21 protein-coding genes are annotated in these 25,737 nt (G+C 54.8%); 13 read left to right on the plus strand and 8 right to left on the minus strand.

Going from position 1 to position 25,737, the window contains the following annotated elements; translation table 11 throughout:
* Positions 1-371: 371 nt before the first annotated feature.
* The 4 genes from BLU05_RS25595 to BLU05_RS25610 all read left to right on the plus strand — a co-directional run bounded on the left by BLU05_RS25595 (position 372) and on the right by BLU05_RS25610 (position 4,708).
* On the plus strand, positions 372-854 hold the full coding sequence (locus BLU05_RS25595) for a GNAT family N-acetyltransferase (RefSeq protein ID WP_091886870.1): 483 nt from the start codon (positions 372-374) through the stop codon (positions 852-854).
* A gap of 175 nt (positions 855-1,029) precedes the next feature.
* Positions 1,030-2,508 (plus strand): DHA2 family efflux MFS transporter permease subunit, encoded by a 1,479-nt coding sequence (locus BLU05_RS25600; protein WP_091886818.1) that lies wholly within the window; start codon positions 1,030-1,032, stop codon positions 2,506-2,508.
* Positions 2,509-2,792: 284 nt separating this feature from the next.
* Positions 2,793-3,365, plus strand: coding sequence for a hypothetical protein (locus BLU05_RS25605; protein ID WP_244518568.1), 573 nt, complete (start codon positions 2,793-2,795; stop codon positions 3,363-3,365).
* Positions 3,366-3,490: 125 nt separating this feature from the next.
* Positions 3,491-4,708: an aminotransferase-like domain-containing protein gene (locus tag BLU05_RS25610; protein WP_091886821.1), complete on the plus strand. Its 1,218-nt coding sequence runs from the start codon at positions 3,491-3,493 to the stop codon at positions 4,706-4,708.
* A 19-nt stretch (positions 4,709-4,727) separates the two neighbouring features.
* Here the strand turns inward: BLU05_RS25610 and BLU05_RS25615 are convergent, their stop codons facing one another.
* Genes BLU05_RS25615 through BLU05_RS25625 form a run of 3 tightly spaced genes read right to left on the minus strand, consistent with a single transcriptional unit; the run spans position 4,728 to position 8,535 of the window.
* Positions 4,728-6,287 (minus strand): sensor histidine kinase, encoded by a 1,560-nt coding sequence (locus BLU05_RS25615; protein WP_244518565.1) that lies wholly within the window; start codon positions 6,285-6,287, stop codon positions 4,728-4,730.
* Positions 6,284-6,982 carry a response regulator transcription factor gene (locus BLU05_RS25620; RefSeq protein ID WP_091886827.1) on the minus strand — a complete coding sequence of 233 codons (699 nt, stop codon included), beginning with the start codon at positions 6,980-6,982 and terminating at the stop codon, positions 6,284-6,286. The genes BLU05_RS25615 and BLU05_RS25620 overlap by 4 nt, the downstream gene beginning before the upstream one ends.
* A gap of 11 nt (positions 6,983-6,993) precedes the next feature.
* The gene (locus BLU05_RS25625) at positions 6,994-8,535 is read right to left on the minus strand and encodes a DUF4153 domain-containing protein (RefSeq protein WP_091886829.1); all 1,542 of its coding nucleotides are present in this window, start codon (positions 8,533-8,535) and stop codon (positions 6,994-6,996) included.
* A gap of 464 nt (positions 8,536-8,999) precedes the next feature.
* Between BLU05_RS25625 and BLU05_RS25630 the strand changes: the two genes are divergently transcribed.
* Complete coding sequence (locus BLU05_RS25630) at positions 9,000-11,693, plus strand: DNA translocase FtsK (RefSeq protein ID WP_244518566.1); 2,694 nt, start codon at positions 9,000-9,002, stop codon at positions 11,691-11,693.
* Between the two features lie 140 nt (positions 11,694-11,833).
* A complete protein-coding gene (locus BLU05_RS25635) occupies positions 11,834-13,123 on the plus strand; it encodes an Hsp70 family protein (protein WP_091886835.1) in 1,290 nt (429 codons plus the stop codon).
* A 33-nt stretch (positions 13,124-13,156) separates the two neighbouring features.
* On the opposite strand, the gene BLU05_RS25640 is transcribed toward BLU05_RS25635, so the two are convergent.
* The 4 genes from BLU05_RS25640 to BLU05_RS25650 all read right to left on the minus strand — a co-directional run bounded on the left by BLU05_RS25640 (position 13,157) and on the right by BLU05_RS25650 (position 14,970).
* Complete coding sequence (locus tag BLU05_RS25640) at positions 13,157-13,453, minus strand: hypothetical protein (RefSeq protein ID WP_091886838.1); 297 nt, start codon at positions 13,451-13,453, stop codon at positions 13,157-13,159.
* A gap of 209 nt (positions 13,454-13,662) precedes the next feature.
* Positions 13,663-13,962 (minus strand): YkgJ family cysteine cluster protein, encoded by a 300-nt coding sequence (locus BLU05_RS25645; RefSeq protein ID WP_091886841.1) that lies wholly within the window; start codon positions 13,960-13,962, stop codon positions 13,663-13,665.
* 5 nt (positions 13,963-13,967) lie between these two features.
* Entirely contained in the window at positions 13,968-14,144 is a 177-nt protein-coding gene (locus BLU05_RS26360) for a hypothetical protein (RefSeq protein ID WP_175540759.1), read from the minus strand.
* 157 nt (positions 14,145-14,301) lie between these two features.
* Complete coding sequence (locus BLU05_RS25650; RefSeq protein ID WP_091886844.1) at positions 14,302-14,970, minus strand: TetR family transcriptional regulator; 669 nt, start codon at positions 14,968-14,970, stop codon at positions 14,302-14,304.
* A gap of 263 nt (positions 14,971-15,233) precedes the next feature.
* On the opposite strand from BLU05_RS25650, the gene BLU05_RS25655 reads away from it, so the two are divergent.
* The 3 genes from BLU05_RS25655 to BLU05_RS25665 all read left to right on the plus strand — a co-directional run bounded on the left by BLU05_RS25655 (position 15,234) and on the right by BLU05_RS25665 (position 19,951).
* Positions 15,234-16,349 carry an efflux RND transporter periplasmic adaptor subunit gene (locus tag BLU05_RS25655; protein ID WP_244518567.1) on the plus strand — a complete coding sequence of 372 codons (1,116 nt, stop codon included), beginning with the start codon at positions 15,234-15,236 and terminating at the stop codon, positions 16,347-16,349.
* Positions 16,346-19,489, plus strand: a complete 3,144-nt coding sequence (locus BLU05_RS25660) for an efflux RND transporter permease subunit (protein ID WP_091886850.1) — start codon at positions 16,346-16,348, stop codon at positions 19,487-19,489. The genes BLU05_RS25655 and BLU05_RS25660 overlap by 4 nt, the downstream gene beginning before the upstream one ends.
* Positions 19,490-19,600: 111 nt before the next feature.
* Entirely contained in the window at positions 19,601-19,951 is a 351-nt protein-coding gene (locus BLU05_RS25665) for a VOC family protein (RefSeq protein ID WP_091886853.1), read from the plus strand.
* A 65-nt stretch (positions 19,952-20,016) separates the two neighbouring features.
* On the opposite strand, the gene BLU05_RS25670 is transcribed toward BLU05_RS25665, so the two are convergent.
* On the minus strand, positions 20,017-20,928 hold the full coding sequence (locus tag BLU05_RS25670; RefSeq protein WP_091886856.1) for a LysR family transcriptional regulator: 912 nt from the start codon (positions 20,926-20,928) through the stop codon (positions 20,017-20,019).
* A 167-nt stretch (positions 20,929-21,095) separates the two neighbouring features.
* Between BLU05_RS25670 and BLU05_RS25675 the strand changes: the two genes are divergently transcribed.
* From BLU05_RS25675 to repB, 4 genes are all read left to right on the plus strand, one after another.
* Positions 21,096-22,106: an LLM class oxidoreductase gene (locus BLU05_RS25675; RefSeq protein ID WP_091886859.1), complete on the plus strand. Its 1,011-nt coding sequence runs from the start codon at positions 21,096-21,098 to the stop codon at positions 22,104-22,106.
* Positions 22,107-22,120: 14 nt separating this feature from the next.
* On the plus strand, positions 22,121-22,954 hold the full coding sequence (locus BLU05_RS25680; RefSeq protein ID WP_091886862.1) for an aldo/keto reductase: 834 nt from the start codon (positions 22,121-22,123) through the stop codon (positions 22,952-22,954).
* Between the two features lie 407 nt (positions 22,955-23,361).
* On the plus strand, positions 23,362-24,561 hold the full coding sequence (gene repA, locus BLU05_RS25685; RefSeq protein WP_091886865.1) for a plasmid partitioning protein RepA: 1,200 nt from the start codon (positions 23,362-23,364) through the stop codon (positions 24,559-24,561).
* Positions 24,562-24,564: 3 nt separating this feature from the next.
* Positions 24,565-25,575: a plasmid partitioning protein RepB gene (gene repB / locus BLU05_RS25690; protein ID WP_091886867.1), complete on the plus strand. Its 1,011-nt coding sequence runs from the start codon at positions 24,565-24,567 to the stop codon at positions 25,573-25,575.
* The last annotated feature ends 162 nt before the right edge of the window (positions 25,576-25,737 follow it).

A 25,737-nucleotide genomic window follows, 5' to 3' on the forward strand; every position in this document is an offset into this window, starting at 1 on the left:
GCGGCGCGACAGTTGGATTGAGAAACGAAGAGAAGGCAGACTACAGGAGCAAGCTGCCACGGCTCTATTCACTGTCACCGGTCCGGGCTGCGATGGTGAAGTCTCCGCCCTGCCCGGCGACGCACCTCGGCATCTCTCGGGATGACATTTCTACTTTGCATACAACGCGACATTTCAACTTGGCTGCCACATTGTGTCGCTTTGGGGCACATTCTATTTTCAACTGCAACAGATGCTAAACCCGCTTTGTTTTCAGGAAGATGCATACTCTCTCCGCTATGACAGCGATGCGTCGCACTGGATATTCCCTTTGTTTGGCGATAACACAGCGACAGACAACCAAAGGCCGCGACATATAGGTGATGGCAATCATGATCAGATTCAGACCCATGCTTAAAACTGAGTTTGAAGCTTACTATCTGGGCTATTTTATCCCTGACTATGCGGCTGAGATTTCGTCGAATTATGATCTTTCAAGCGATGAGGCAATTGCTCAAGCCAAGCGCGAGATTGCAGAAGATTTGCCAAATGGCCCGGAAACAGAAGGCCAGACGCTAGTCTGTATCCTTGATGTTCAAGGCAGCGATGAACAGGTTGTCGGTTATCTCTGGTTTCGCGCGGACCCCGTATCAAGCTCGGCCTTCATCAATGATATTTATGTCTTTCCCCATTTTCAGAACAAAGGTTATGGCAAGGCCACCCTGAGCGCGCTTCAGGACGTATTGGATGCGATGGGTATTCAACACCTGCGTCTGCGCGTGGCCGCCGATAACGAACGGGCCAAACATGTTTATGAATCCACCGGATTTCGCCTGACCGGGTTCAATATGACCAAGCGGATTGGCAAAGGGTAATATCCGCTTTCGCGGCAATTATTTTGTATCAGGTACAATGAATCACGAGATTGTATATGGATATCGTATAATCTCAGGTTTATATCGGTGGTCGTTTCCCCACGGCTGACCGCCGTTTGCAAATCCGCGACATTCTCTTTCTGATATGTACGCGCTATTGAGAGCGACCCCGACCATGTCGGACCAAACTTGCCAGAGCCCGCAGGCTCTGCCGATTACGACCCAAGCGCCTGAAATCCAGAAGACAGGTCCGAACTTCCGCACCATCGCGCTTATTGTTGCCAGTGCCATGTTCATGGAACAGCTCGATGCGACGGTGCTGGCAACGGCATTGCCGACCATGGCCCGCGACTTCGGCGTTCAGCCACCAGCGATGAGTCTCGCCCTCACATCTTATCTGCTCAGCCTCGCGATCTTTATTCCGGCGAGTGGCAAGATCGCGGACCGGTTTGGATCGCGGACAGTTTTCAGCGTCGCCATACTGGTTTTTGTCTTTGGCTCAATCCTTTGCGCGCAGGCGCCGGATTTGCGCTTTCTCGTTCTTGCCCGAATTATTCAGGGGCTCGGCGGTGCGATGATGATGCCGGTTGGCCGTCTCGTGCTTATGCGCAGCGTTGCGCGTAAGGATCTTGTCTCGGCCATGTCGTGGTTGCTCGTCCCTGCACTCGTCGGTCCAATTCTGGGACCGCCCGTTGGCGGGCTGATCGTGACTTATTTCGACTGGCGCTGGATCTTTTATATCAACGTGCCGATCGGATGCCTTGGTTTTATCCTCGTCACACGGTTCATCGAAAATGTGAAAGGCGAAGCCACCGGTCCTTTCGATTTCCTTGGTCTTATCCTTTCAGGCATTTCGCTCGGCTCTCTTCTTTTCGGCTTCGAAATGGCAAGCCGTCCGGGTGAAGGCAAAGTGGCCGCACTGCTGGTTGTGATTGGCGTCGTCTTTGGTGCCGGTTATCTGGCACATGCCAAGCGCCACCCCTCTCCCATCCTCGACTTCTCGCTCATGCGTGTCAGCAGTTTCAGCACATCGGTTATCGCGGGTTCGCTGACGCGTATCACACAGGGCGCGCAGCCTTTCCTGCTGCCTCTCATGCTGCAATTGGGTTTTGGCCTATCCGCCGCGCGGGCGGGCGGTATCATCGTTGCCACGGCACTCGGCTCAATGATCATGAAGGCTGTTGCACCGAAAATTCTCAGGAATTTTGGTTTTCGCGCGAGCCTTATCGTCAATGGTCTGGTTGCAACATTTGGCTATGCGCTTTGCGCCGCGTTCCGTCCGGATTGGCCGCTCCCGCTGATCTTCGGCATTTTGATGTGCTGCGGATTTTTCATGTCGTTCCAGTTCACAGCCTACAACACCGTCGCCTATGATGAGATCGGACGCGAACGCATGAGCTCGGCGACCAGTTTCTACACGACATTCCAGCAGCTCATGCTGTCGCTTGGCATCTGCGTTGGAGCATTGGCACTATCCGGGTCGATGCTGGTCAGAAGCCACGCAACGCCCGAACTTGGTGATTTCTCCGCGGCTTTTCTCGTTGTGACAGCGATCTCATTGACGGCGACGATCTGGAATCTGCGCTTTTCGCGCTCAGCAGGATCAGACATTAGTGGCCATACGAAGGGCGTAGCCAAGGCTCCGGCGGAATGACGCCAGGTCACTCTCGTCTCACTTGAACTTGATTGGTGCCTCTCTGGCCCATCCGGTAGTGATAGAGCCCGACAGCCAGCGGACGTTTTGACGACACGATGGAGTTTCAACCACTATTCTCTACCCGATAAAGCGTTCCAGCACTGAGGTTGGCACGCAGGGCTATGTCGTGTCTCGCTCATTCATCTCATCGGCCGTCGGATAAACAAAGGAGCAAGAGCATGCACTTCAAGTATGGTTTGGATCGGATATCCGTGGCGATGCTATTCGCGCTTGGTGCCGCGATGGCAACACTGCCGGCGCAGGCGCAAACATCGGCTGATCAACGTGTGAGAGTGCGCGGAACGGTCAGCAGTATCGATGCGACGACACTGACCGTGAAGACCAGAGAAGGTGCGACAACGAAGGTCGCGCTTAAATCAGGCTGGCAGGTGGCGGGCGTCGTCAAGGCATCGGTTGATGATATCAAGCCCGGCGACTTCGTCGGTATTGCATCGCTTCCCAAAGCCGATGGCGGCGATGGTGCGCTCGAAGTTCTAATCTTCCCGGCGGCCATGAAAGGCACAGGCGAAGGAAGCTATTCGTGGGATCTGAAACCGAACAGCTCGATGACAAACGCCACGGTGGCAGACGCGGTCAAATCAGTTGACGGGCGTACAGTAACGGTCAAATATCAGGGCAAGGATAAGAAAATCTCCATTGCCGATGGCACGCCAATCGTTACCTTCGCCCCCGCAACAACGGCGGATCTGACCCCCGGCGCTGTCGTGTTTGTACCCGGCGAAAAAGCGGCTGATGGTGCCATTTCCACAAGCCGTGTTGTAGTGGGCACCAAAGGCGTGGTTCCACCCATGTAATTTTCCGTTTGTTCATCTGACGGCGAAATCAACCCATCTGAAAATAGCAACACCCGATATGTCAGTATTGTTGACATATCGGGTGTTTTGCGTTGCTATGGCTTAACAACAGCCGGGAGGAAGACATGGGCGATTGGGATGCTCTCTATGCTACGCGTACAAAAAACATGCGTGCGTCTGAGATACGTGAACTGCTGAAACTGCTTGATCAGCCTGATATCATATCCTTTGCTGGCGGTATTCCGGACCCTGCCCTCTTCCCCAAGGAAGCGATCAAGGAAGCCTACGACGCGATCATCAGCAAGAATGCGGACGTTGCTTTGCAATACTCGGTGAGTGAAGGCTATCGCCCGCTGCGCGAATGGCTGGTTCAGCACATGGCGTCAATCGGTGTGCCCTGCAGCATCGACAATATCGTCATCACGACAGGCTCACAGCAGGCTCTCGATTATCTTGGCAAGCTGTTCATATCGCCCGGCGATACGGTGCTGACGACATGGCCCACCTATCTCGGCGCGTTGCAGGCGTTTAACGCTTACGAACCCCGCTATGACCGTCTCAACCCAGAACTGGGGAACATGACGCCCGCTGCCTATCGCGACGGTGCCAAAGCTGCTGGCGGTAATGTCAGGCTCGCCTATCTCACAGCTGATTTCTGCAACCCGACTGGCGAAACGATCAGCCGCGATGGCCGCATCCGATTGATTGAACTGGCACACGAACTCGACATACCGCTGATTGAAGATGCCGCCTATCAGGCATTGCGCTTTGATGGCGAACCTGTCCCCTCAATGCTTGCCCTCGACTGCGAGCGGGAAGGAAATATCGAGAGTACGCGTGTCATCTATTCCGGCAGTTTCTCCAAGACACTCACACCCGGTTTGCGTGTGGGCTGGATTTGTGCCGCAAAGCCGGTGGTTGCCAAATTGGTCCTGATCAAACAGGCGGCTGATCTTCACAGCCCGACCATCAATCAGATGGCGATCCATCATGTGGCTGAGCGGTCATTCGACAAACAGGTGGAGAAGGTTCGCGACAGTTACCGCAAGCGCCGGGATTATATGCTGGATGCCCTCGCCCGCTTCATGCCTGAAGGTGTGACATGGACAAAGCCTGAGGGCGGTATGTTCGTCTGGGTCACCTTGCCTGAGGGTATGGACGGTGCAGCCCTCCTCGCACAGGCGTTGCAGAAAGTACGGGTGGCGTTTGTTCCCGGCTTTGCATTCTTTGCCGATGGTACGGGTAAGAACACCATCCGGCTCAATTTCTCCCTGCCCAATAAGGAAGCAATTGAAACGGGCATTTCCCGGCTTGGAAAACTGATTGCTGAAGAGGCCGCCTAGAGCCTTTCCGGCAGATCGACTATGCTGCGGGGAGCCTGATTGCAAAACGGGCCCCCTCGGGGGTGTCCTGCAGCTCGATCGTGCCGTCATGCCCCCTGACCAATGCCGCGGCAATACCAAGTCCGAGACCGGTGCCACCGCTTTCGCGCCGCGTGGTAAAGAAAGGTTCGAAGATACGGCCCTTGTTGCCGGGTGAAATCCCGCTGCCATCGTCACTTGCCGTAAGGGTTACAATTTCAGGCCCAGCCCCTGCATTAAGCGTGAAGCGCGTGGCGCCATGGCGCGCGGAATTATCGGCCAGATTGGAAAGGATGATAGCCGCGTTCTCGGCAGACATGCGAAAGCGGATGTCTGGGCCAGCACCAATCTGAACTGACATTCGCTTGTCCGGAACAAGCATTTCAACCACTTCGCCAAGAGACGTCGTTTCGCCGGTTGAATGCATGCTCTCGGCGCGGGCGAGTTCGATCAATCGGCGGACCAGCCGGTTTAACCTGTCCGTATCGGCAATGATATTGCTGTAAAACCGGACCCGCTTTTCCTGTCCCATCTCGTCTCCGGCATCGCGGAGCAATTCAGCTGCACCTTGAATTGCAGTCAGAGGCGATTTGAGTTCATGCGAAACATGGGTGGCAAAAGTTCGTATTGTGTCTGACCGGGCCTGTAGCTTGTGGGCCATATCAAGGAACGCATTTGAAAGCTCGGCCATTTCACGCGTCCCATGACGATGCAGCGGGCCAACGGCACTCCTGTCACCGGCGGAAATTCGCGCTGTCCGGTCGATCAACTCGTAGATCGGCCGGCTGATGGTGCGGATAAAGACAAAGGCGATGATCAGCGTGACACCGAATATGGTAAGAGCGGCCAGTATCACCTTGCCGCGTTCGCTGTAGAGGTGTTTGACAATGTTATTGGGTGTTCTGGACGCGTAGACAACGCCGGCAACGCGATCCCCAAGAATGACGGGGATTGCCGCAAAGACGCGCACGCGCGTACCCCGGCTGACCGAGTAGATTGGCGGAACCGGCGAATCCAGAACGCGCGTGCGCAATGCACTGGCATAGGTGCCGGACAGTGCAGTGCGAACCTCCTCGATATCCGCGAGCGACTTGCCGGCTTCGCCGCTTCCGGCAATGACGACCCCGGAAGGATCAAGCAGCCGGAAACCGGCAAGTGTGATTGTCTGGGTATCGGTCAGAATTCCGGTAAGGCGCGCGCCGATTGCAACGAAGGCGGGATCAACTGTAGCTGGAACAGAGTCCGGTCGGCGTGGCAGTACAGGGTCAATAGCAAGGTCGAGGCGTGGCTCGATGGGGTGGTAGCGTTCGTCCACGCTGCTGCCAGCCGCAGGAACAGGCATTTCGCCAAGCTTTTCACGGGGAATATCGGCGTCGCGTACTTCACGCGCATAGATTGCAGCGATAGCGGCTCCTTGCGCGATAAGCTCAGCCTCCGTTTGCCGGATGAGCTGGTTTTCATAGAGGCGAAAGAAAAACAGGCCGACAAAGGGCAGAACCATGACCGTCATCAGAATGACGAGTACCACCAGTCCTAGTCGCGGTCGCCATTTCTCGCTCATGGGCCGCACCGGCCAAGCCGGAAGCCAACCCCATGAACCGTTTCAATGGCGTCTGTGCAGCCCACAGCGGCAAATTTGGCACGAATGTTGCGGATATGGCTGTCTACCGTTCGATCGGACACATGAATATTGACCGCATGACTGGCACCCATGATCTGGTCGCGGCTTAAAACATGCGCCGGTTTATTCAGCAAACTTTTGATCATGGCGAATTCGATCGAGGTCAAATCGAGGTCATGCCCGGAAAAGTTTACGGAATGCCGAGCGGGATCAAGTGTCAGAAGACCATGGATCAAGGGTTTTGGGTCCGGGCCGATTTCGGCCGCAACTGGACGGGCTCGCCGCAGGATGACATTGACCCGCGCAACCAGTTCACGCGGGCTGAATGGCTTTGTCACATAGTCATCGCCGCCCATCTCCAGCCCGAGAATGCGATCAATCTCTTCATCACGGGCCGAGAGAAACAGGATTGGGACAGTCGACGTCTTGCGTAGTTCACGGCAGACGTCGAGCCCGTCCATCTCTGGCATGCCAATATCCAGCACCAGAAGATCAGGTGCCTTTTGCTGGGCCATGCGCAGCGCGGCAATACCATCTGCCGCGACATCCGCTATCATACCGGCTTTTTCCAACGCAAAGCAGATCACTTCGCGAATATGCGGGTCGTCATCTGCCACAAGAATGCGTTGAGCCATAGGTTCGTCTTTCAGTGTTCACCCGGCACGAAATCCGGTCGTGAGGGTGACGTGGGATTCGCCTCTAGATAGCGGGAAAGACGCCATCCGCGAAAGGTCCAGGCACGCCAGTTCTCGAAATACCGGCGTTGTTGTCTGACGAGCCCTTGCCGTTCCTCTTCCAGTACACGGGCCGTTTGCACGTCTGCGGGAGGCATTGCCACCATCATGCTATCCATAGCCGGAATAGCATCAGGACCGAGCAATGTAAGGTAGTTGATATCGACATTGAACTCTCCTCCATTCATCGCACGGCTGTGTTTTACGTTATATTCGGCAATTAAAGCCGCGAAATTGATAAAGCAGCACACATAAAGTGTTGCAGAAAGCGTCAGAAGATTGGCGGCAAACAGCCATTCATTCGATTTTCCAAGTGCAATGCGAACCATGATCAACACAAGCCCGGCGGCCACCAGAAGCATCCAGATGAATGCGGCCATACGCCAATAGGTCAGCGAGTAGATACTGACATAAAGATCAAGACGCAGGATGGATGAGATGACAAGCACGACATTCTGGGCTGTCCACAGATAGACCAGAGCACGGATGCTGCGGTCCGCCGATGTCGCACTGCCCGGCCGCATCGCCACAAGGACAAATCCGGCTGCAAGCAATGCCGTTGCAATCAGCGGATAAGCACCGCTATGGGCATAGCTGGCATAGGTCACACCATCGGGCAAAGCAGCGCCGCCCCAAAGATAGGTGGCATCGAGCGCTGTCTGGATTGCAAACAATGCGTTGAAGAGCAGGAGCGCGCGCAGAATTGCTCCCTTGCCAAAGACAATGTCTTCGATGTTGGTGCCATCCATCTTCATCGATGGTACGGACGCCAAGGGATTGACCAGTGATTTGCGCGTATTTCGCGTGCGCCGGATCTGTAGCCGTGGCCGCAGGAATGCCCAGCTTCCGGCAATGAATAGCAGCCAGAACAGGCTGCGCCATATGCCGATGAGGTCAAAGATTGTCCAGAAATCAATGAGAGATAGCCAATGCTCGATCACCGGATTGGCAACGCCGAACAAAGTGATGAAAACCCCCGCCAGAATGAGTGGCATCAACCATACGGCAATACTGGCAAAGCGGATTGCACGCTTGCCAACACGTCTGATGACGGTTCGCCAGCGAATGAAATCCCTGATGAACCTGATAGGTGCAACAAGCAGAAACATTGCCATCTGCCGGGCGATAGCAGCCACGCCTGTACGCAAACGTTTTGCCGTGGCCAGTGCAAAAAGACCAAGCGAGATAATGGCGATGGAAATAGAGAGCCCGGTGACGTCTTCAACGAGCGGAGCAAGCCCGGCGATCAGGAGCGTAAATCTGATTGCCTGCACCCAGCCCTTGGCTGGGGCAGGATTGGCTACAACGATTGCAATTGCCAGCAGCACGGCCAGAATCAGCAGCGACACTCCGACATATTGGTCATAAAGCAGAAAATCAGCAGCGGCGGTCAGGAAAAGAGCAAGTCCTATTCGCGTTGGAAAGCTCGGTTGGAGTGTTTTGGACGTGATCATGTTTTGTGACCCTTGGCGTCGCTGCGGTTAACAGGCGGATTGGATGAAGCTCTGAACGGGAGGATTGTGGCGCCAGGGAGTGGCGTTGGCGGATCAACAAGCCACCAGCCATCGGCAAGAAGCCGTGAAGGCAAAGAGTGTTTGATGTGATGAGTGGGTTCTGAGGGCGTTTGCATGCGGGCTTTGTGCTTGCGAACAAAGGACGGCCTGTGTTGCGGTGGAGGAGAATTTCAGCAGTTTCGTGCAGAAATTGTGCAGGCGTGTTGAAGTGATGGGGCCAACAATCAGCTTGTGTCGAGCAAGTTGAAGAAACCCCCTGTCAAGATGTGGCAACAGACAGTGTGTTTGCAGCCATCAGTAGCAACTTATTAACCTTCATTTTCTATTCGATAAGGCAAGTTTACGAGCAACATCCAATCGCTTCGCTTGCAGGTATCATGCGTATTCCAAGAACAAATTTCTCAATGAAGTCAGATGATTACGTAGACGAGTATGGCGATGTGAACGAATCGCCTGCGTCTATACCGGCACCTATGGCCGCAAAACCTTACGTGCCGGAGCCAGCACCGGCACCGGTTCAACGCCAAGCTGCTCCCAACGCACGCGCTGCGGCGCCGTCACCTTACGAGCCGGTATCCACAAGACGCTCCGTTGAAGCGCCTGCCTTGGCCACGCCAAGTGCAGTAACGCGCGCGCCAGTGCGGGCGGCCGTTACCCTTGAACCCGATACGGACCCGTCTGCACCTATTTCCAAGCGCATGTTCTCGCTTTCTGCCAATGTACGGTTCACGCGCACACCGGATGCTGTTTTGAACAAGCATCGCAGCGGAACGGAAAACGCAGCGCCTGTACCTGCCGTCAAACCTGACAAATCCGTCGCCGTGTCAAAAACGCCAATGGAGCCAGCGCGTGCCTCTGTGAATGTCTCGCCCGAAAAGAAGATCGCCACCACAAATGTCGCTCACGAAAAGGCCCCTGCCCCAATTGAGGCTAGCCTGCTTCGCGGCCCGGCATTTCCTGCAAGCTACGCCACGCCCGTGGTGACCCATGCCCCGGTTGTTCGCGAGAGCCGGCCCAGCCTGCAGGTGGCTGGCGCGCAGTCTGTGCCGCACAAATCCGGACCACTTGACTATCTTTCGGATTTTGCATTCTGGGAATCGATGGAATTTTCCGGCGGTGTTGCCCCGATCCCCGCTGCGTCTGCATCGCAGGCCGTGCGCAAAATTGCGCCAGATGCCATCACAGCTTTGTTCCGCGTGGTTGAACTGCGGCAGCCGCATCAACAGGTCGCTGCAACGGCGGTGCCTGCAACGCCCATGCCATTGCCTGTCGCTCCCCTTGTTCCGGTCGCGCCGAAGGTTGTTGCGCCTGCTGTGCCCTTGCATCAGCCAGAACGCGTCGTTGAAAAAGCGGTGATTGTAAAACCGATCATCGTAGCACCGGAACCCGTGGTTGCGGCTGTTGTGGAAACTGCGCCAGCTCCACAGCTTGCAGTAGCGGTCGAAGAGAAGCCGTCACGCCTTCAGGTAATGGTTCGTCAGGAGCAGCCCGTTATCGTTCCCGCACGTCTCACACCGCTACCGGTCCAGTCCTATGGCGAAACCTATGAGCGCCCGCCGCTATCCCTGTTGCAGGAACCGGCGGAGCGTACGGAAGTGGTCATTACGCAGGAAGCGCTGGAACAGAATGCCGGACTTCTGGAGAGTGTACTGGAGGATTTCGGCATACGCGGCGAGATTATTCATGTGCGCCCCGGCCCCGTGGTCACACTTTATGAATTCGAGCCCGCACCCGGCATCAAGTCTTCACGTGTCATTGGTCTTGCTGATGATATCGCCCGTTCCATGTCCGCCCTGTCGGCTCGTGTTGCGGTGGTGCCGGGACGCAATGTCATTGGCATCGAATTGCCGAACGCGATCCGCGAGACGGTATATTTCCGCGAGATGATCGCATCAGCAGATTTCACGAGTACCAAACTCAAGCTGGCGCTTTGCCTTGGTAAGACCATTGGCGGTGAACCTGTCATTGCCGAGCTTGCAAAAATGCCTCACCTGCTGGTGGCCGGTACAACCGGTTCGGGCAAGTCTGTCGCCATCAACACGATGATCCTCTCGCTGCTCTACCGGCTGACACCGGAAGAATGCCGTTTGATCATGGTCGATCCGAAAATGTTGGAACTGTCGATTTATGACGGCATTCCGCACCTGCTGACCCCTGTCGTAACAGACCCCAAAAAGGCGGTTATGGCTTTGAAATGGGCAGTTCGGGAGATGGAAGACCGCTACCGGAAGATGTCAAAACTTGGAGTGCGCAACATTGACGGCTTTAACGCCCGTGCTGCACAGGCCAAGGAAAAAGGCGAGACGGTGATGTGCACTGTTCAAACAGGTTTTGACAAGGGAACTGGCGAGGCCATTCATGAACAGGAAGCCCTCGATCTGACACCGATGCCTTATATCGTTGTGATTGTCGACGAAATGGCCGATTTGATGATGGTGGCGGGCAAGGACATTGAAGGCGCCATTCAGCGCTTGGCCCAGATGGCCCGCGCTGCCGGTATCCATCTGATCATGGCAACACAGCGCCCGTCGGTCGATGTTATCACCGGTACAATCAAGGCGAATTTTCCGACCCGCATCTCGTTTCAGGTGACATCGAAGATCGACAGTCGCACTATTCTCGGTGAACAGGGCGCGGAACAATTGCTTGGTCAGGGCGATATGTTGCACATGGCCGGTGGCGGACGGATTTCCCGTGTACACGGACCGTTTGTGTCTGATGAGGAAGTTGAACGTGTCGTGGCGCACCTGAAGGCACAGGGTCGCCCTGATTATCTCGACACGGTCACAGCCGATGAGAGTGAAGAGGAAGAACCTGAAGCGGAGACCGGAGGAGCCGTCTTCGATAAGGGCTCTGTTGCGGCTGAAGACGGCAATGAACTTTATGACCAGGCGGTCAAAGTGGTCATGCGCGACAAGAAATGCTCCACCTCCTATATCCAGCGCCGCTTGCAGATCGGCTATAACAGAGCTGCATCGCTGGTGGAACGCATGGAAAAGGAAGGGCTGGTCGGACCGTCCAACCATGTGGGAAAGCGGGAAATTCTCTCGCATAACCGGGACAATGCGCCATTCGCCAATGGCGACATGCCGGACTAGTTCTTAAAGTAAAAGACGCGGGTGCTCTTGCGTCTCCACCGCCGCTATGTCATGACGCGCGTCCTTGATTTGGGCGCGCGGTGTCCATTCGACGGGCCTTGTCCCGATTTCTGACATTCATGGCATAAAGGAGCGCGGCAATGGCTCAGGCGCTGGGTTTCGACTTTGGCACGACCAACACGGTTTTGGCATTGGCGGATGGAACAACGACACGCTCATTGTCATTCACCAATGCGACCGGCACGGCCGACAGCATGCGCACGGCGCTGTCTTTCATGAAAGACCCTGTTGCCGGTGCAGCGGCATTGAAGGTTGAAGCGGGACATGCCGCAATCCGCCAGTTCATCGATAATCCCGGCGAAAGCCGTTTTTTGCAGTCCATCAAGACATTTGCCGCAAGTGCGCTCTTTCAAGGCACTTTGATTTTTGCCAAGCGCCATACATTTGAAGATCTGATGGAAATTTTCGTGCGGCGGTTAAAGACCTATGCCGGCGATGAATGGCCAGGGGATGTCAAACGTATTGTCACCGGCAGGCCAGTGCATTTTGCCGGTGCCAATCCCGATCCTGCGCTGGCAACCGCGCGCTATAACGAGGCGCTGACCCGTTTCGGCTTTCCTGAAATCCACTATGTCTACGAACCAGTGGCCGCAGCGTTCTATTTCGCCCAAAATCTCAAGGCTGATGCGACCGTTCTCGTGGCGGATTTCGGCGGCGGGACGACCGACTATTCGCTCATCCGCTTCGAGAAAAAGGCCGGTAAACTCAGTGCAACACCAATCGGTCATTCCGGTGTCGGTATTGCCGGGGATCATTTCGACTCGCGGATGATTGACAGCATCGTTGCACCGCAAATCGGCAAGGGAAGCTATTTCAAGAGCTTCGACAAGACACTCGAAGTGCCCTCCTCCTACTATGCCAATTTCAGCCGCTGGAACCAGCTTTCCATTTTCAAGACAACACGGGAGTTTTCTGAGCTGAAGAAGCTGGTTCGCTCCAGCCTTGAGCCGGAGAAGCTCGAGGTTTTCGTTGATCTCGTCGATCATGACGAAGGCTATCCGCTCTATCAGGCCGTTTCGGCAACCAAGATGGCGCTGTCCACAGCTGATGAGGCAGAGTTCAACTTTGAACCATTGGGACGTGGTGGCCGAAAGATGATCAAGCGCAGCGACTTTGAAGAGTGGATTGCGACCGATCTGACGCGTATCGAAGGCGCGCTTGACGATGTTCTTGAGAAGACCCACACGGCGGTGGGTGATATCGACAAGGTCTTCCTGACCGGCGGCACATCCTTCGTCCCGGCGGTTCGGCGCATATTCACCGAACGCTTTCCACAGGACAAAATCGAGAGCGGCGGCGAGCTGCTTTCAATCGCGCATGGATTGGCGCTCATTGGGGAGCGCGACGACATTCCGCAATGGACTGCCTGATCTGGTCAGGCCACAGCCTTTTAGGGCTGGATATCAGATATCAAACTTCTTCCAGAGGGACGTCTTTTGAGCCGTCTCTGGAGAACGTTCAGTGTTGTTGCAGAAAGTCAGCAGGGATTTGTCATCAACCCGCTGGTTGATTCCTGCCTGCGTCGTGGAGGCGGTTACCATCATGGTATCCGGCCAGTTGGACTCATAACCTACCGCTGTCGTGGCAACCAACGCTGCACAGAGCGCCAAGCTTAGCAGATAGATCCGCCCCAGATTCTTTGGTCCTTCAGTCCGTTCTGTTACATATTCCGGTTCACGATCGACATTGCTTCTATGCATGATGAATCTCCGGATAGTTTTAAAGCGTTGAATGCAGGTCATTCGATTTGAATGGCCGCCAGAAATACGGACGCAATAGAGGCAAGTTTTTGACCGATGCGAACACATCAAAATCAACTCTTATTGATTGGAATAATGGAGTAAATTTTAACGGCTTTTCGGCCGCCTAATTGGGAGCCCGGATGAAAATTGTCGTGCTTGTTCTTGGGTCAGAGCGGGAGATTGTGCGCTTTGCGCGCCATGAGGCATTCCGGATCGCCGGGCATGCAGGAACGGCACACGTCAGGGCGTACATCGTAAATTCCGCAAGCTGTGGTCTTGCCGATCTCGCCCGTTAATGCGGAGCAGCGAACACCCACGCAGCGCATGCCGCTCTCGTCGCTAGCGACATATTTGGCAGGAATAAGCGCAAGCTGCTCGTCGTCCTCGATGGAGAATCTCGGCCACTGCGATGAATAGCAGCAACAGGCGCCGCAGGTCTGGCAATCATAAATCTCGCCTGCATCCATGCGTTTTATTTGCCCTTGCGTTTGCGTGCAGGCGTCTTGGATGTTGCATTGAACAGATCACTATCGCCTGCCTCGGCATCTGAGCCTGCCGCGTCCTGTTCAATCTTCTCGGGCTTGGGTGCCTTTGCCGGTGCCGGACGCTCGCTTGTTGCAGGGTCCTTGGCAGTAAACTTGATAGCCATGGTTCAATCCTCTCATGTTCGCCCTGATGAGCGATAGGGATTGCCGATGCAGGCCGCCAGCGCAGGAAGGGAGCTGTTGTTTAACCCGTATGAACCACGGATACTAGGCTTGAGGCCGATTTATCTGGGGAAGCGGCATAAGACCATCGGCGAATATCTACGATACGGCCATTAGCTTTTTCGCCTTTGCGGCAGGCGCCTGAGCCAGAATGTCCTTCTTGCGAAACGAGTCGACGATGGCTGTCAGCGTCATTGTTCCAGCTGCGACCAGATCAAAAGATTTATTAAGCCGCATCCATTCGGACAGCAGTCCACTCATCGCACTTTGTAGTGAGCGTGCTGCAATTTCGGGCCGCCATTCGCTTGAAAGCATCCCGCGTTTCTTGGCAAGCGTTGTCAAACGCAAGAGCATCTGATGCACCTCTTCGTTAAGCGTGCGAAGCCGTTCCAGAACCTGCGCCATCTCGCCCACATATTCACAGCGTTGGGTGATAATGGTGAAAACACGCTGCTTGCGCTGATCTCCCGCAAAATTCTCAAGGCAGAAAATACCGGCATCCAGGGCAATATCGAGAGGGTTGCCGACCTCGCAATGAAATGCCTTGGTCAGCAGGTCATCCTGCGGGAGCCGTACCCGCTCGACCACTTCCTGATAGAGTTCGATCTTGTCCTTGAAGTGGAAATAAATAGCGCCACGCGTGACACCCGCGTGCGCGGCAATCTGATTGAGTGTCGATTGATTGACACCATGTTCCAAAAAGACCGCCTCCGCAGAATCCAGAATGGATTCACGCGTTTCTCCGGCCTCGGCTTTGGTCCTGCGCATAACGCCTCCTTCGCTCGGGTGATCCCTCCTGGGGAAGCCGGAACATCGTCCGTCAGTTATGATCCCGCGGCCTTGTCGTACCGCCGGTTCGATAACCCAAACGTGATCGCGTCCGGTCTGTTTTCGGACACAATATCACGCTTTCTTATATTTACAATCACGGATGTATGTTTGTACATGCACCCAGATATTCCTCGGACAAGCGAATCCTCCCAATGACTTTGCTCGGCACCCGTTTCCTTCCCCTTTTTCTTGTTACAAGCATGACACTGGCATTCAGTTTGCCGGCTAATGCTCAGCAGGCTGGTGGCAAGGCCCCTCCCCCGCCGCAGGTAACGGCAGTTGCCGTTCATCCGGAGGAAGTGGACCTTTCCTACCAATATGCTGCGCGCATCACAGCCTATCGCGATGTGCAGGTGCGCGCCCGTGTCGGCGGCATACTTATGAAGCGCAATTTCGTGGAAGGCTCGGAAGTCAAGGCAGGGGAGCTGCTTTTCGAGATCGATCCTGCTCCATACGAAGCAGAACTCGCCCGTGTGCAGGCTCAGTTGCAACAGGCGCAGGCACAATATGCACAATCCGTTCGTGATGCGGATCGTGCCCAGACGCTGGTGGATCAGAAAGTCCAGAGTACAGCAGCACGCGATACGGCAATGTCTACACGAGATCTCAATGCTGCTGCGGTTGCGGCGGCTAAAGCGCAGGTGAGAACAGCTGAACTCAACCTGCAATACACGAAGGTCACCGCGCCCATCAATGGCGTGACGAGCCGCGAGCAGGTTTCGGAAGGCAGTCTTATTGGCACGGATGCCTCTTCAAGCTTGCTGACCTCCATTACCCAGACCGATCCTGTTTATATCAACTTCTCCTTCACGGATACGGAAGCCGCCGAAATCCGCCGTCTGCTTGACGAACGCAAGGCCAAGGGGCTGGAAGCCAACAAGCTTTCGGTCAAACTCTCCTTTGGCGACGGAACTGTCTATAATCATTTCGGTACAATCGACTTTACCTCCAGTAGCCTTGATCTGGAAACGGGTACGCTGGGCGTGCGGGCCATTATCGACAATCCGGATCGGCGCCTCCTGCCCGGGCAGTTTGTCCGCGCGACTGTCACTGGTGTGACTGTCAATGACACCATTGTCATTCCTGAAGCTGCGCTGATGCAGGGGCCTAAAGGTCAGTTTGTCTATGTGGTGAACAATGAGGGCAAGGCGGAAGTTCGCCCCCTCAACCTTGGTCAGCAAGTCGCCAAAGGCTGGATTGTCTTATCCGGTCTTAATGCCGGTGATCGTGTGGTCACAGAAGGCGTCATCAAGGTCAGGCCGGGACAGGCCGTTGCGGCGACCGATACTGTCAAACAGGCGCTGGTGACCCAATGAACCGTTTCTTCATTGATCGGCCGGTCTTCGCGGCCGTCATTTCGATTATCATCGTTCTGGCGGGTATTGTCGCGATCCGGGTCCTTCCGATCGCCCAATATCCTGAATTGACGCCGCCGCAGGTGGTGGTCAGCGCCAACTATCCGGGCGCCAGTGCCGAAACAATCGCGCAGACCGTTGCATCGCCGCTTGAACAGCAGATCAACGGTGTTGAAAACATGCTGTATATGCAGTCAACCAACTCGGCCAGTGGCCAGATGCAGCTGACGGTGACATTCGCGCTCGGCACCAATGCTGATCAGGCGACAATCAACGTCAACAATCGCGTGCAGCGCGCCACATCGACCCTGCCGCAAGATGTGACCCGACAGGGCGTGACCGTTGCCAAGCGCTCCACGTCGATTCTTGGCCTCGTGGCTATGTATTCCGAGGGCGGTCAGTTCGACCGCACCTATATCGGCAACTATGCCCTGCTTAACGTGGTTGATGATCTGAAACGTATTCCGGGCGTTGGTGATGCGCAGGTTCTGGGCAATCCAAATTACTCTATGCGTATCTGGCTGCGCCCGGACAAGCTGGCGCAATATAATTTGACCCCGACGGATGTGGCCACGGCCGTTCGTGAGCAGAATTCCCAGTTTGCCGCCGGCAAATTCGGTGACCAGCCCGATCCACAGTCGAATGCGTTCACCTATTCCGCTACAACGATGGGCCGCCTGCCTGATGCCAAGGCTTTCGAGAACATTATCCTGCGATCCTCTCCCAATGCAGCGACCTTGCGGCTGGGTGACGTTGCCCGGGTAGAGCTGGGCGCGCAAAGCTATGCGGTGGACAGCAAGCTCAACGGCACGCCTGCCATACCAATCGCGGTCTACCTGCAGCCGGGCGCCAATGCGCTCAACACGATGGATGCTGTGCGCTCCCGTATGGATGAGCTGAAAGCCGCCTTCCCCACGGGCATGGATTATTCGATCCCCTATAACACGACCAAATTCATTCAGGCGTCGATTGATGAGGTTGTTACGACATTCATCGAGGCGATTATCCTCGTTGTTCTCGTCGTCTTCATCTTCCTGCAAAACTGGCGAGCAACACTTATCCCCGTTATTGCCGTGCCGATCTCTATCATCGGCACATTTGCAGGCATGTATGTCCTGGGCTTTTCGATCAACCTCCTGACGCTCTTCGGTCTCGTGCTGGCGATCGGTATCGTGGTCGATGACGCGATTGTGGTTCTGGAGAACGTCGAACGTATCATGTCGACGGAAAAACTGCCGCCGCGCGAGGCAGCGATCAAGGCGATGAGCGAAGTGACCGGTCCTGTGGTCGCCATCGTGCTGGTTCTTTGCGCCGTGTTCGTACCTGTCTCCTTCATGGGCGGACTAGCGGGCGCAATGTACAAGCAGTTTGCTGTCACGATTGCCATGTCGGTGACAATCTCCGGCATTGTCGCGCTGTCGCTGACACCCGCACTCTGCGGCCTGATCCTGAAGCCCGGCCATCACGAACCGGCCCTCCCCTTCCGCATCTTTAACCGGGCTTTTGAACGCATAGCATCAGGCTATACTTCTGGCGTGCGGTTTCTGATCAAGCGGGTCGCCATTGGCCTGACACTGTTTGCCTTCCTGATCGGCGGCACAGCCTACATGTTTTACAAAATACCGGGTTCGCTGGTGCCTGATGAAGATCAGGGTGTGCTCTTGAGCGTTGCGGTGCTTCCGCCCGCGGCTTCGCTGACGCGAACCAAAGCTGCGATGGAACAATCATCGCAGAATTTGGCCAAGCATCCTGCCGCCGAGAACGTCTTTGCCATTGCTGGCTTTGATCTTCTCTCCGGTGGCCAGAAGTCCAATGCTGGTACAACCTTCCTTACCCTCAAGGACTGGAGCCAGCGCAAGACACCGGAACTCGATTCCCGCAATATGGCCGGTCCCATCATGGGCATGAATGCCGGGATCAAGGACGCCATGATCCTTGCGTTCAATCCACCACCTATTCAGGGCCTAAGCACGACAGGCGGCTTTGAATTATACGTGCAGAACCGCGCGGGCAGTGATGTGGCCAAGCTGACAGATGCCACTAACAAAATCGTGGAAGCAGCGTCCAAGCGGCCTGAGCTTACCAGTGTGAGAACAACATTCGACGCGAATGTGCCGCAGTATCAGCTGGACCTCGATCGCGACAAGGCCAAGGCTCTCAATGTTCCCATCAATTCTGTCTTCGATGCGATGCAGGCGTCTTTCGGCAGCCTTTATGTGAATGACTTCACACTCTATGGCCGCAACTATCAGGTCAATCTGCAGTCGGAAGCGGATTTCCGCCGCACGCCCGATGATCTCCGGCAGGTGTTTGTGCGTGCCGATTCCGGTAGCATGATTCCGCTCAGTGCCCTCGTAACGGTGAAGCGCATAGTTGGCCCGGATCAGCTTGAGCGGTTCAATGCCTTCAGTGCCGCCAAGGTGACGGGTAATCCGGCGCCGGGCTATACTTCAGGCGATGCGATCAAGGCTATGCAGCAAGTCGCCAAGGAAACGCTGCCTGAGGGCTTCCAGATCGCGTGGACCGGGTCATCCTTCCAGGAATTGGCGACAAGCGGCACCGGTTCGCAGGCAATGATTTTCGGCATCATCATGGTGTTCCTGATCCTTGCTGCACAGTACGAAAAGTGGAGCTTGCCGCTCGCGGTCATTATGGCGGTGCCTTTTGCGCTCTTCGGTGCTCTTGCTGCAACGATGCTGCGCGGGCTGACCAATGACGTGTACTTCCAGATCGGTATGGTGACACTGATAGGCCTTGCGGCGAAGAACGCGATTTTGATCGTCGAGTTTGCGGTGCTGAAACGTCAGGAAGGCTATTCGGCTGCGGAGGCTGCCATTGAGGCGGCGCGGCTGCGTTTCCGGCCGATTGTGATGACTTCGCTTGCGTTCATCCTTGGTGTTGTACCTCTTGCAATCAGCTCCGGCGCAGGTTCGGCAAGCCGTCACGCCATCGGCACTGGTGTTATCGGTGGTATGCTTGCTGCAACATTTATTGCAACTTTCTTCATTCCAATGTTCTACCGGCTTATCGCCTGGAAAGACCCGGGTAAGAAAAAGTCGTCCCTGCCCGATGCGCAACCAACTCCGGCCCCGGCCGAATAATCATCGAACCCCCTCCCCTCCTCCGAGGTTGAGGGGGTTCCGCTTTCTGGGGCTATAGATCAACCCTTCCTTAGGCGCTAAGAATGAGACTAGTGGTTACAGGAGGAAATAATGGCTGTTCGACGCATAGTGCCAAATCTCGCGGCAAGCGATCCAGAGCTTGCCAGAAAGTTTTATGAAGACCTGCTTGATCTCAAGGTCGTCATGGATCACGGCTGGATACTGACATTCGCTTCTGATGCTGTTTGCAGACCGGAGGTAAGTGTGGCGAGCGAGGGTGGCTCAGGCACTCCCCTCCCCGCTCTTTCCATTGAGGTGGATAATGTTGATGCTGTTTATCAACGGGCAAAGGTAGCTGGATTGGAAATCCCTTACGATATCACTGACGAACTATGGGGCGTCCGCCGCTTCTTTGTCCGTGATCCCTTTGGAAACGTTGTGAATATTCTCTCACACGGGTGAGTAGACGGGTAAGCGTTAGTATCGTATTAACCAATTAACAATTTGATTTTACATCATAATATGTCTCATACGGTCATGTCTGCTGGGTTACTTTCCACTAGGAAGTCAATGAACGCACGGATACGTGCAGCCATATGTTCGTGTCCGGCAAAGACTGCATGGATAAATTCGATATCCTCGGGATTATAATCCTCCAGAACCGGAACAAGCACGCCTACATCAATATCCCTTTGCACGTGGAATTGACCAATGCGTGCGAGCCCAAGTCCGGCGATTGCCAGTTGCCGTACGCTCGAACCATTATTGGCTTTAAAATTACCCTTTACGGCTATTGGGCGAATACGTCCCTCACCCGGATAGCGAAAAGCCCATTCATCCATGCTGCGGCGAAAATTGAATGTCAGGCAGTTATGCTGCGCCAGTTCGTCGGGTGTCTGCGGTACACCATGCTGGGCAATATAGTCAGGAGAAGCAACAACGACACGGCGACTCTCGCCGAGTTTGCGCGCCTTCAACCCCGAATCCCGCATGGGACCGGTGCGGATGGCCACGTCGGCGCGTTCTTCAATGATGTCAATAACGCCATCGGACAGTGAGAGATCAAGCTCCACATCCGGATAGCGTGCGAGGAACGCCGGGACGAGCGGAACGATATAGCGTGTGCCGAAACCAACCGATGAGTTCACCCGAAGAAGGCCACGCGGAACTGCAGCGCCACCTGACGTCATTAGCCGTTCTGTCTCGTCGATTTCGGCGATGATACGAACCGCGCGCTGGTGATACGCCTCGCCTTCCGGCGTCAATTGCAGTGCCCGCGTCGATCGAACCAGCAAACGTGTGCCGAGACGTTCTTCGATCCGTGTAATCAACTTGCTGATTGCCGAAGGTGACAGGTTGAGCCGTTTACCGGCAGCCGTGAAACTGCCGCGTTCTACGGCCTCCACGAAGACCTCCATCTCGCCTGCCCGGTTGTTCATGCGAAACACCTCGATTGACTATATGAATTCAATTCACAGACCTTAGTTTATTTTACTGCATTATAACAGCAATGGGTTTGCGCCATATGTCGATCAACAGGGCGTCCAGGTGGCGCCTCCGTCAACAGAGCAGTTCGCTCGCGATCCAAGAACGGGAGTAACACTCCATGTTAAAGCAGTTTTCGTCCCTCGATCTTATCCGGAAGCCAGGCACAATCACACTCGGCATAGAATTGCCCCTGGATAATGACTGGGCACCGGAACGTGAAGCAAGGCGAGCTGCCGAAGGTCGTCCCTTCGGTGTTCCTGATTTGCGTTTGTACCCGGAACTTGTTCAGCAGGTTGATCGCTCCGGCTTTGCAGCCGTGTGGATGCGCGATGTCCCGGTATTTGATCCGAATAATTTCGGCGATGCTGGATCAGTCTATGATCCGTTCGTCAATCTGGGTTTTCTCGCCGGTATAACCAACAATGTTGCACTTGGAACGGCGGCAGTTGTTCTGCCCCTGCGCCATCCAATGATGGTTGCGAAGGCGGCAGCTTCTGTTGACGCACTTTCCGGCGGGCGCTTGATCCTCGGCGTTGCTTCCGGCGACAGGCCAGTCGAATATCCGCTGCTCGGGCTTGACTTTGAAAGCCGCGGCGACGCCTTTCGTGACGCAGTCGCTTATTTGCGCGCAGCTTGGCAATCCAACGGCTTGCCGGTTGCACGTGGACAACTGGAGCCCGCATTTGATCTGCTGCCGAAGCCACCGCGTGGCAATATTCCAATGATCATTGCTGGACAGGGACGCCAGACACCGGAATGGATTGCAGAGCAAATGGACGGTCGCTTCGTTTATCCGAACGGTGTTGAACGACTTGCCGCTCAAGCGAGTGATTGGCGTGCCGCCCGCTCGGCAAACAGTATTTATGACGGTGCGTTTATCAGCGCATTCCATCTGGATCTTGCGGAGAATGCCAATGAACCCGCCACGCCTCGCCGGTTTGGCGCACGGCTTGGCCGCAATGCATTCGTTGAGCATTTGCAAAACCTCAATGCCATTGGCGTCGACCATCTGGCATTGCTGCTGCGGCCATCGCAGCGCCCTTTGAACGAAGTTATCGATGAATTGGCGAGCGAGGTCTTGCCACAGTTCAATCAATCCTCATCCGCCCTTCAGACAGCGGCCGAATAACACAGGAGAATATTATGCATTTTGTAACAGCCAATGGAGGCTCTATTCCTGCTTTGGGTTTTGGTACATTTCGTATGCCGGGCGCGGATGTGTTGCGCATGGTGCCGCACGCTTTGAAACTTGGTTTCCGCCACGTCGATACGGCCCAGATCTATGGCAATGAAGCTGAGGTCGGCGAGGGCATCGTCAAGTCAGGTGTTGCGCGTAGTGACGTCTTCCTGACGACCAAGGTCTGGGTTGAGAATTATCGACGGGATGCATTCGCCGCCTCGGTCAATGAGAGCTTGAAGAAACTGAAGACAGATCACGTCGATCTGCTCCTATTGCATTGGCCGAACACTGTGGTGCCGCTTGCCGAGCAGATTGGTGCGTTGAACGAAGTCAAGGCGGCGGGTAAGGTACGACATATTGGCGTGAGCAACTTCAGCACGGCACTGATGGCCGAAGCCATTGCATTAAGCGATGCGCCGCTGGTCACCAATCAGGTGGAGTACCATCCTTATCTAAACCAGAAACCGGTGATTGACGCAGCGCGAGAAGCAGGTATGTCAGTTACCGGCTATTACGGCATGGCCGACGGCGCGGTTTTTGATGATGCGGTTCTCAATGAGATAGCCGTGCGTAATGGCAAGGCCGTTGCCCAGATTGTTTTGCGCTGGCTGGTACAGCAGGAGAATGTGATTGCTTTGTCAAAGACTGTGGGTGAGGCCCGAGCCGCCGAGAATCTTGCAATCTTTGATTTCGTGCTTAGTTCGGATGATATGAAGGCGGTCCATGCTCTGGCTCGAACCGATGGTCGCATCGTCAGCCCCAACGGTCTCGCTCCGGTCTGGGACAAAGCCGCCTAAGCGAGCCGCGTAAAGTTCCGTCACCTCGGACATAGGGCCAGTATCACCTCCGTTGCTTTCGTAACGGAGGTGAAATGGTATGGAAGTCGCTATATTATCGTTGGAGGGCGATTCGATTTGATGAATATGATTTGTGCATACGTGATCATCGGAGATCGTTGTTGTACGTGTACAACGTATGTGAAGCTCACCAGGATGATTGGGGTTGGGTGGCGGAGAGGCCAAGTTGCCTAAACCAGACTGCAGCAAAGTTGTACGCGTACAACCGTTATTAGCCTTATTTGGCAAAATTGCACTTAACTGTTGGTTAACCTAAAACAGTTTGCCACTAAAAGAGAATCTCTCCATATTGGAATCAGCGCATATTTTTAAAGTTTGGACGAAAATGCGCAGATGAGAGGTTGGAGATGCTTGATCAGAACCCGGCAGATGCGCCCGCAACGACGTTGCGGTCGTTGATTGCATCTGACGCTGAAGATTTGGCGCGTCAGCTGCAAGCTCATCAATCGCGCATTTTCCCGCCGACAGCGCAGAAAACAATTCGTATGTTCACGCCGGCAGAGGCCGCCGATTTTATCGGTATTCACGAAGGGTATCTGCGCCAGATCGTGGCCGATGGTCATGGCCCGGCACCACAGTCGAACGGACGCAGGCTTTATTCCGTCAATGATCTGGAAGAGTTGCGCCGTTTGCTTGACGCCAATGGCAAGAGTGCTGCGAAATATGTGCGGCATCGTCGGGATGGCGAAAAGCTGCAAATCATTTCGATCATGAACTTCAAGGGTGGCAGCGCGAAGACCACGACATCGGCGCATCTGGCCCAGTATCTGGCACTGCGCGGTTATCGCGTGCTTGCCATTGATCTTGATCCACAGGCCTCGCTCTCGGCCATGTTCGGCCACCAGCCGGAACTTGATGTTGATCAGAACGAGACGTTGTACGGCGCTATTCGCTATGGTGCTGAACGCCGGCATATCACCGAAATCGTTCGGGCAACGTACACGCCAAACCTGCACATCATTCCGGGTAATCTTGAGTTGATGGAGTTTGAGCACGAAACACCAAAGGTTCTGGCTGACAAGCGTCCTGATACGATGTTTTTCTCGCGTATCGGCGAATGTCTTGCGGATATTGAATCCGCCTATGATGTGGTTATTCTGGATTGCCCGCCGCAGTTGGGGTTCCTTTCGCTTTCAGCACTTTGTGCGGCAACGGCCATTTTGATCACCGTTCATCCACAGATGCTTGACGTAATGTCGATGTCGCAGTTCCTGCACATGACCAGCGATCTCCTTGCTGTAGTCGAAAACGCAGGCGGCAAAACTGAATATGACTGGATGCGCTATTTAATTACGCGTTTCGAGCCCAATGACGGCCCGCAAAATCAGATGGCCGGCTTTATGCGGTCAATTTTTGGTAATCGTGTTCTTGAGAGTGAGATGTTGAAATCCACGGCGATTTCCGATGCCGGTTTGACCAAGCAAACTCTTTATGAGGTGGACCGTTCGCTGTTTACGCGCGGCACCTATGACCGGGCTTTGGAAAGCCTGACGCTGGTCAATGGTGAAATTGAGGAATTGCTCCGTAGAACGTGGGGAAGGAAATAACCCATGGCGCGTAAAAACCTGTTTGAAATGACGCCGGAAAGCGACGAAGCAGAATCTGCAACACCAGTGAGGACAACGTTGGGACGACCACTGCTTGGTCTCGATCGTCCTTTGCGGCCTGCAAGCCCTGTAGGGGCTATATCGCAGTCGCTCGATGGTATTTCTGCCAAGGCGCAGCGCGCTGAGGAAATTGAAAAACGTCTTGCGGAAGGGCAGGCTATTATTGAGCTGGATCCTTCACTTGTGGACGCCTCTTTCGTTGTTGATCGTCTTGGTGTTGATGCGGAAGATCAATCCGGCCTGGTTGTACAGATCCGCGAACATGGACAACAGGTTCCCATTCTGGTGCGTCCGCACCCTGAAAGGGAAGGGCGGTTTCAGGTTGCTTATGGGCATAGGCGTCTGGCGGCCGTTAAAGAGATCGGTGGCAAGGTCAAGGCAGTTGTACGTGACCTTACCGATGAGCAGTTGATTGTTTCGCAAGGCCAAGAAAACAACTCACGCACTGATCTGTCTTTTGTCGAGCGCTGCTATTTCGCAGCGAAGCTGGAGACCAAGGGTTTTAACCGTGAGACGATCATGTCATCGCTCGGCGTGGATAAGGCGGCGTTGTCGCGCATGATTGCTCTTGTTAAGCGCATCCCATCGCCATTGATTGAAGCGATTGGCCCAGCACCCGCATTTGGGCGGCAGCGCTGGGCTGAGATCGCCGACATGCTCGAAGATAAATCGAAGCGCGCACGAGCGCTGAAACACATTGATGATGCGGATTTTCTTGCCGCGAAAAGCGATGCACGCTTCCAAATCATCTTCGATCTGATGAAAATTACCAAAGATAAACCGCGGGTAACGGCCTGGACTGCGCCAGATGGAACATCTCCGGCGAAGATCAAGGAAACCGATGCGGCACTTAGTATAGCATTCGACAAGCGGATTGGTTCGCAATTTGGCGCTTTCGTTGAGCGCAAGCTGCTGACTTTGTTTGAAGAATTCCAGAAGGAAACAGGAGACTAGACACCGCAAAAGAAAAAAGCTCCCGAACGTTGCCGTCGCGGAAGCCCTTCTCACAGTGTGGTAACTTGAGAATCGCATTTCCGGGAATCAGTGTCAAGAGTAATTGGCGTCGTTTGGGCGAGCGTGGATCTTTTGCCTATTGAAAGGTAGAGGACGATGCAG

The organism is Phyllobacterium sp. OV277 (assembly GCF_900104355.1).
Classification (GTDB): domain Bacteria; phylum Pseudomonadota; class Alphaproteobacteria; order Rhizobiales; family Rhizobiaceae; genus Phyllobacterium.

Coding starts and splice junctions, on each gene's coding strand:
- BLU05_RS25595 (WP_091886870.1), top strand. CDS start 372: ATGATCAGATTCAGACCCATGCTTAAAACTGAGTTTGAAGCTTACTAT.
- BLU05_RS25600 (WP_091886818.1), top strand. CDS start 1,030: ATGTCGGACCAAACTTGCCAGAGCCCGCAGGCTCTGCCGATTACGACC.
- BLU05_RS25605 (WP_244518568.1), top strand. CDS start 2,793: ATGGCAACACTGCCGGCGCAGGCGCAAACATCGGCTGATCAACGTGTG.
- BLU05_RS25610 (WP_091886821.1), top strand. CDS start 3,491: ATGGGCGATTGGGATGCTCTCTATGCTACGCGTACAAAAAACATGCGT.
- BLU05_RS25615 (WP_244518565.1), bottom strand. CDS start 6,287: ATGAGCGAGAAATGGCGACCGCGACTAGGACTGGTGGTACTCGTCATT.
- BLU05_RS25620 (WP_091886827.1), bottom strand. CDS start 6,982: ATGGCTCAACGCATTCTTGTGGCAGATGACGACCCGCATATTCGCGAA.
- BLU05_RS25625 (WP_091886829.1), bottom strand. CDS start 8,535: ATGATCACGTCCAAAACACTCCAACCGAGCTTTCCAACGCGAATAGGA.
- BLU05_RS25630 (WP_244518566.1), top strand. CDS start 9,000: ATGAAGTCAGATGATTACGTAGACGAGTATGGCGATGTGAACGAATCG.
- BLU05_RS25635 (WP_091886835.1), top strand. CDS start 11,834: ATGGCTCAGGCGCTGGGTTTCGACTTTGGCACGACCAACACGGTTTTG.
- BLU05_RS25640 (WP_091886838.1), bottom strand. CDS start 13,453: ATGCATAGAAGCAATGTCGATCGTGAACCGGAATATGTAACAGAACGG.
- BLU05_RS25645 (WP_091886841.1), bottom strand. CDS start 13,962: ATGGATGCAGGCGAGATTTATGATTGCCAGACCTGCGGCGCCTGTTGC.
- BLU05_RS26360 (WP_175540759.1), bottom strand. CDS start 14,144: ATGGCTATCAAGTTTACTGCCAAGGACCCTGCAACAAGCGAGCGTCCG.
- BLU05_RS25650 (WP_091886844.1), bottom strand. CDS start 14,970: ATGCGCAGGACCAAAGCCGAGGCCGGAGAAACGCGTGAATCCATTCTG.
- BLU05_RS25655 (WP_244518567.1), top strand. CDS start 15,234: ATGACACTGGCATTCAGTTTGCCGGCTAATGCTCAGCAGGCTGGTGGC.
- BLU05_RS25660 (WP_091886850.1), top strand. CDS start 16,346: ATGAACCGTTTCTTCATTGATCGGCCGGTCTTCGCGGCCGTCATTTCG.
- BLU05_RS25665 (WP_091886853.1), top strand. CDS start 19,601: ATGGCTGTTCGACGCATAGTGCCAAATCTCGCGGCAAGCGATCCAGAG.
- BLU05_RS25670 (WP_091886856.1), bottom strand. CDS start 20,928: ATGAACAACCGGGCAGGCGAGATGGAGGTCTTCGTGGAGGCCGTAGAA.
- BLU05_RS25675 (WP_091886859.1), top strand. CDS start 21,096: ATGTTAAAGCAGTTTTCGTCCCTCGATCTTATCCGGAAGCCAGGCACA.
- BLU05_RS25680 (WP_091886862.1), top strand. CDS start 22,121: ATGCATTTTGTAACAGCCAATGGAGGCTCTATTCCTGCTTTGGGTTTT.
- repA (WP_091886865.1), top strand. CDS start 23,362: ATGCTTGATCAGAACCCGGCAGATGCGCCCGCAACGACGTTGCGGTCG.
- repB (WP_091886867.1), top strand. CDS start 24,565: ATGGCGCGTAAAAACCTGTTTGAAATGACGCCGGAAAGCGACGAAGCA.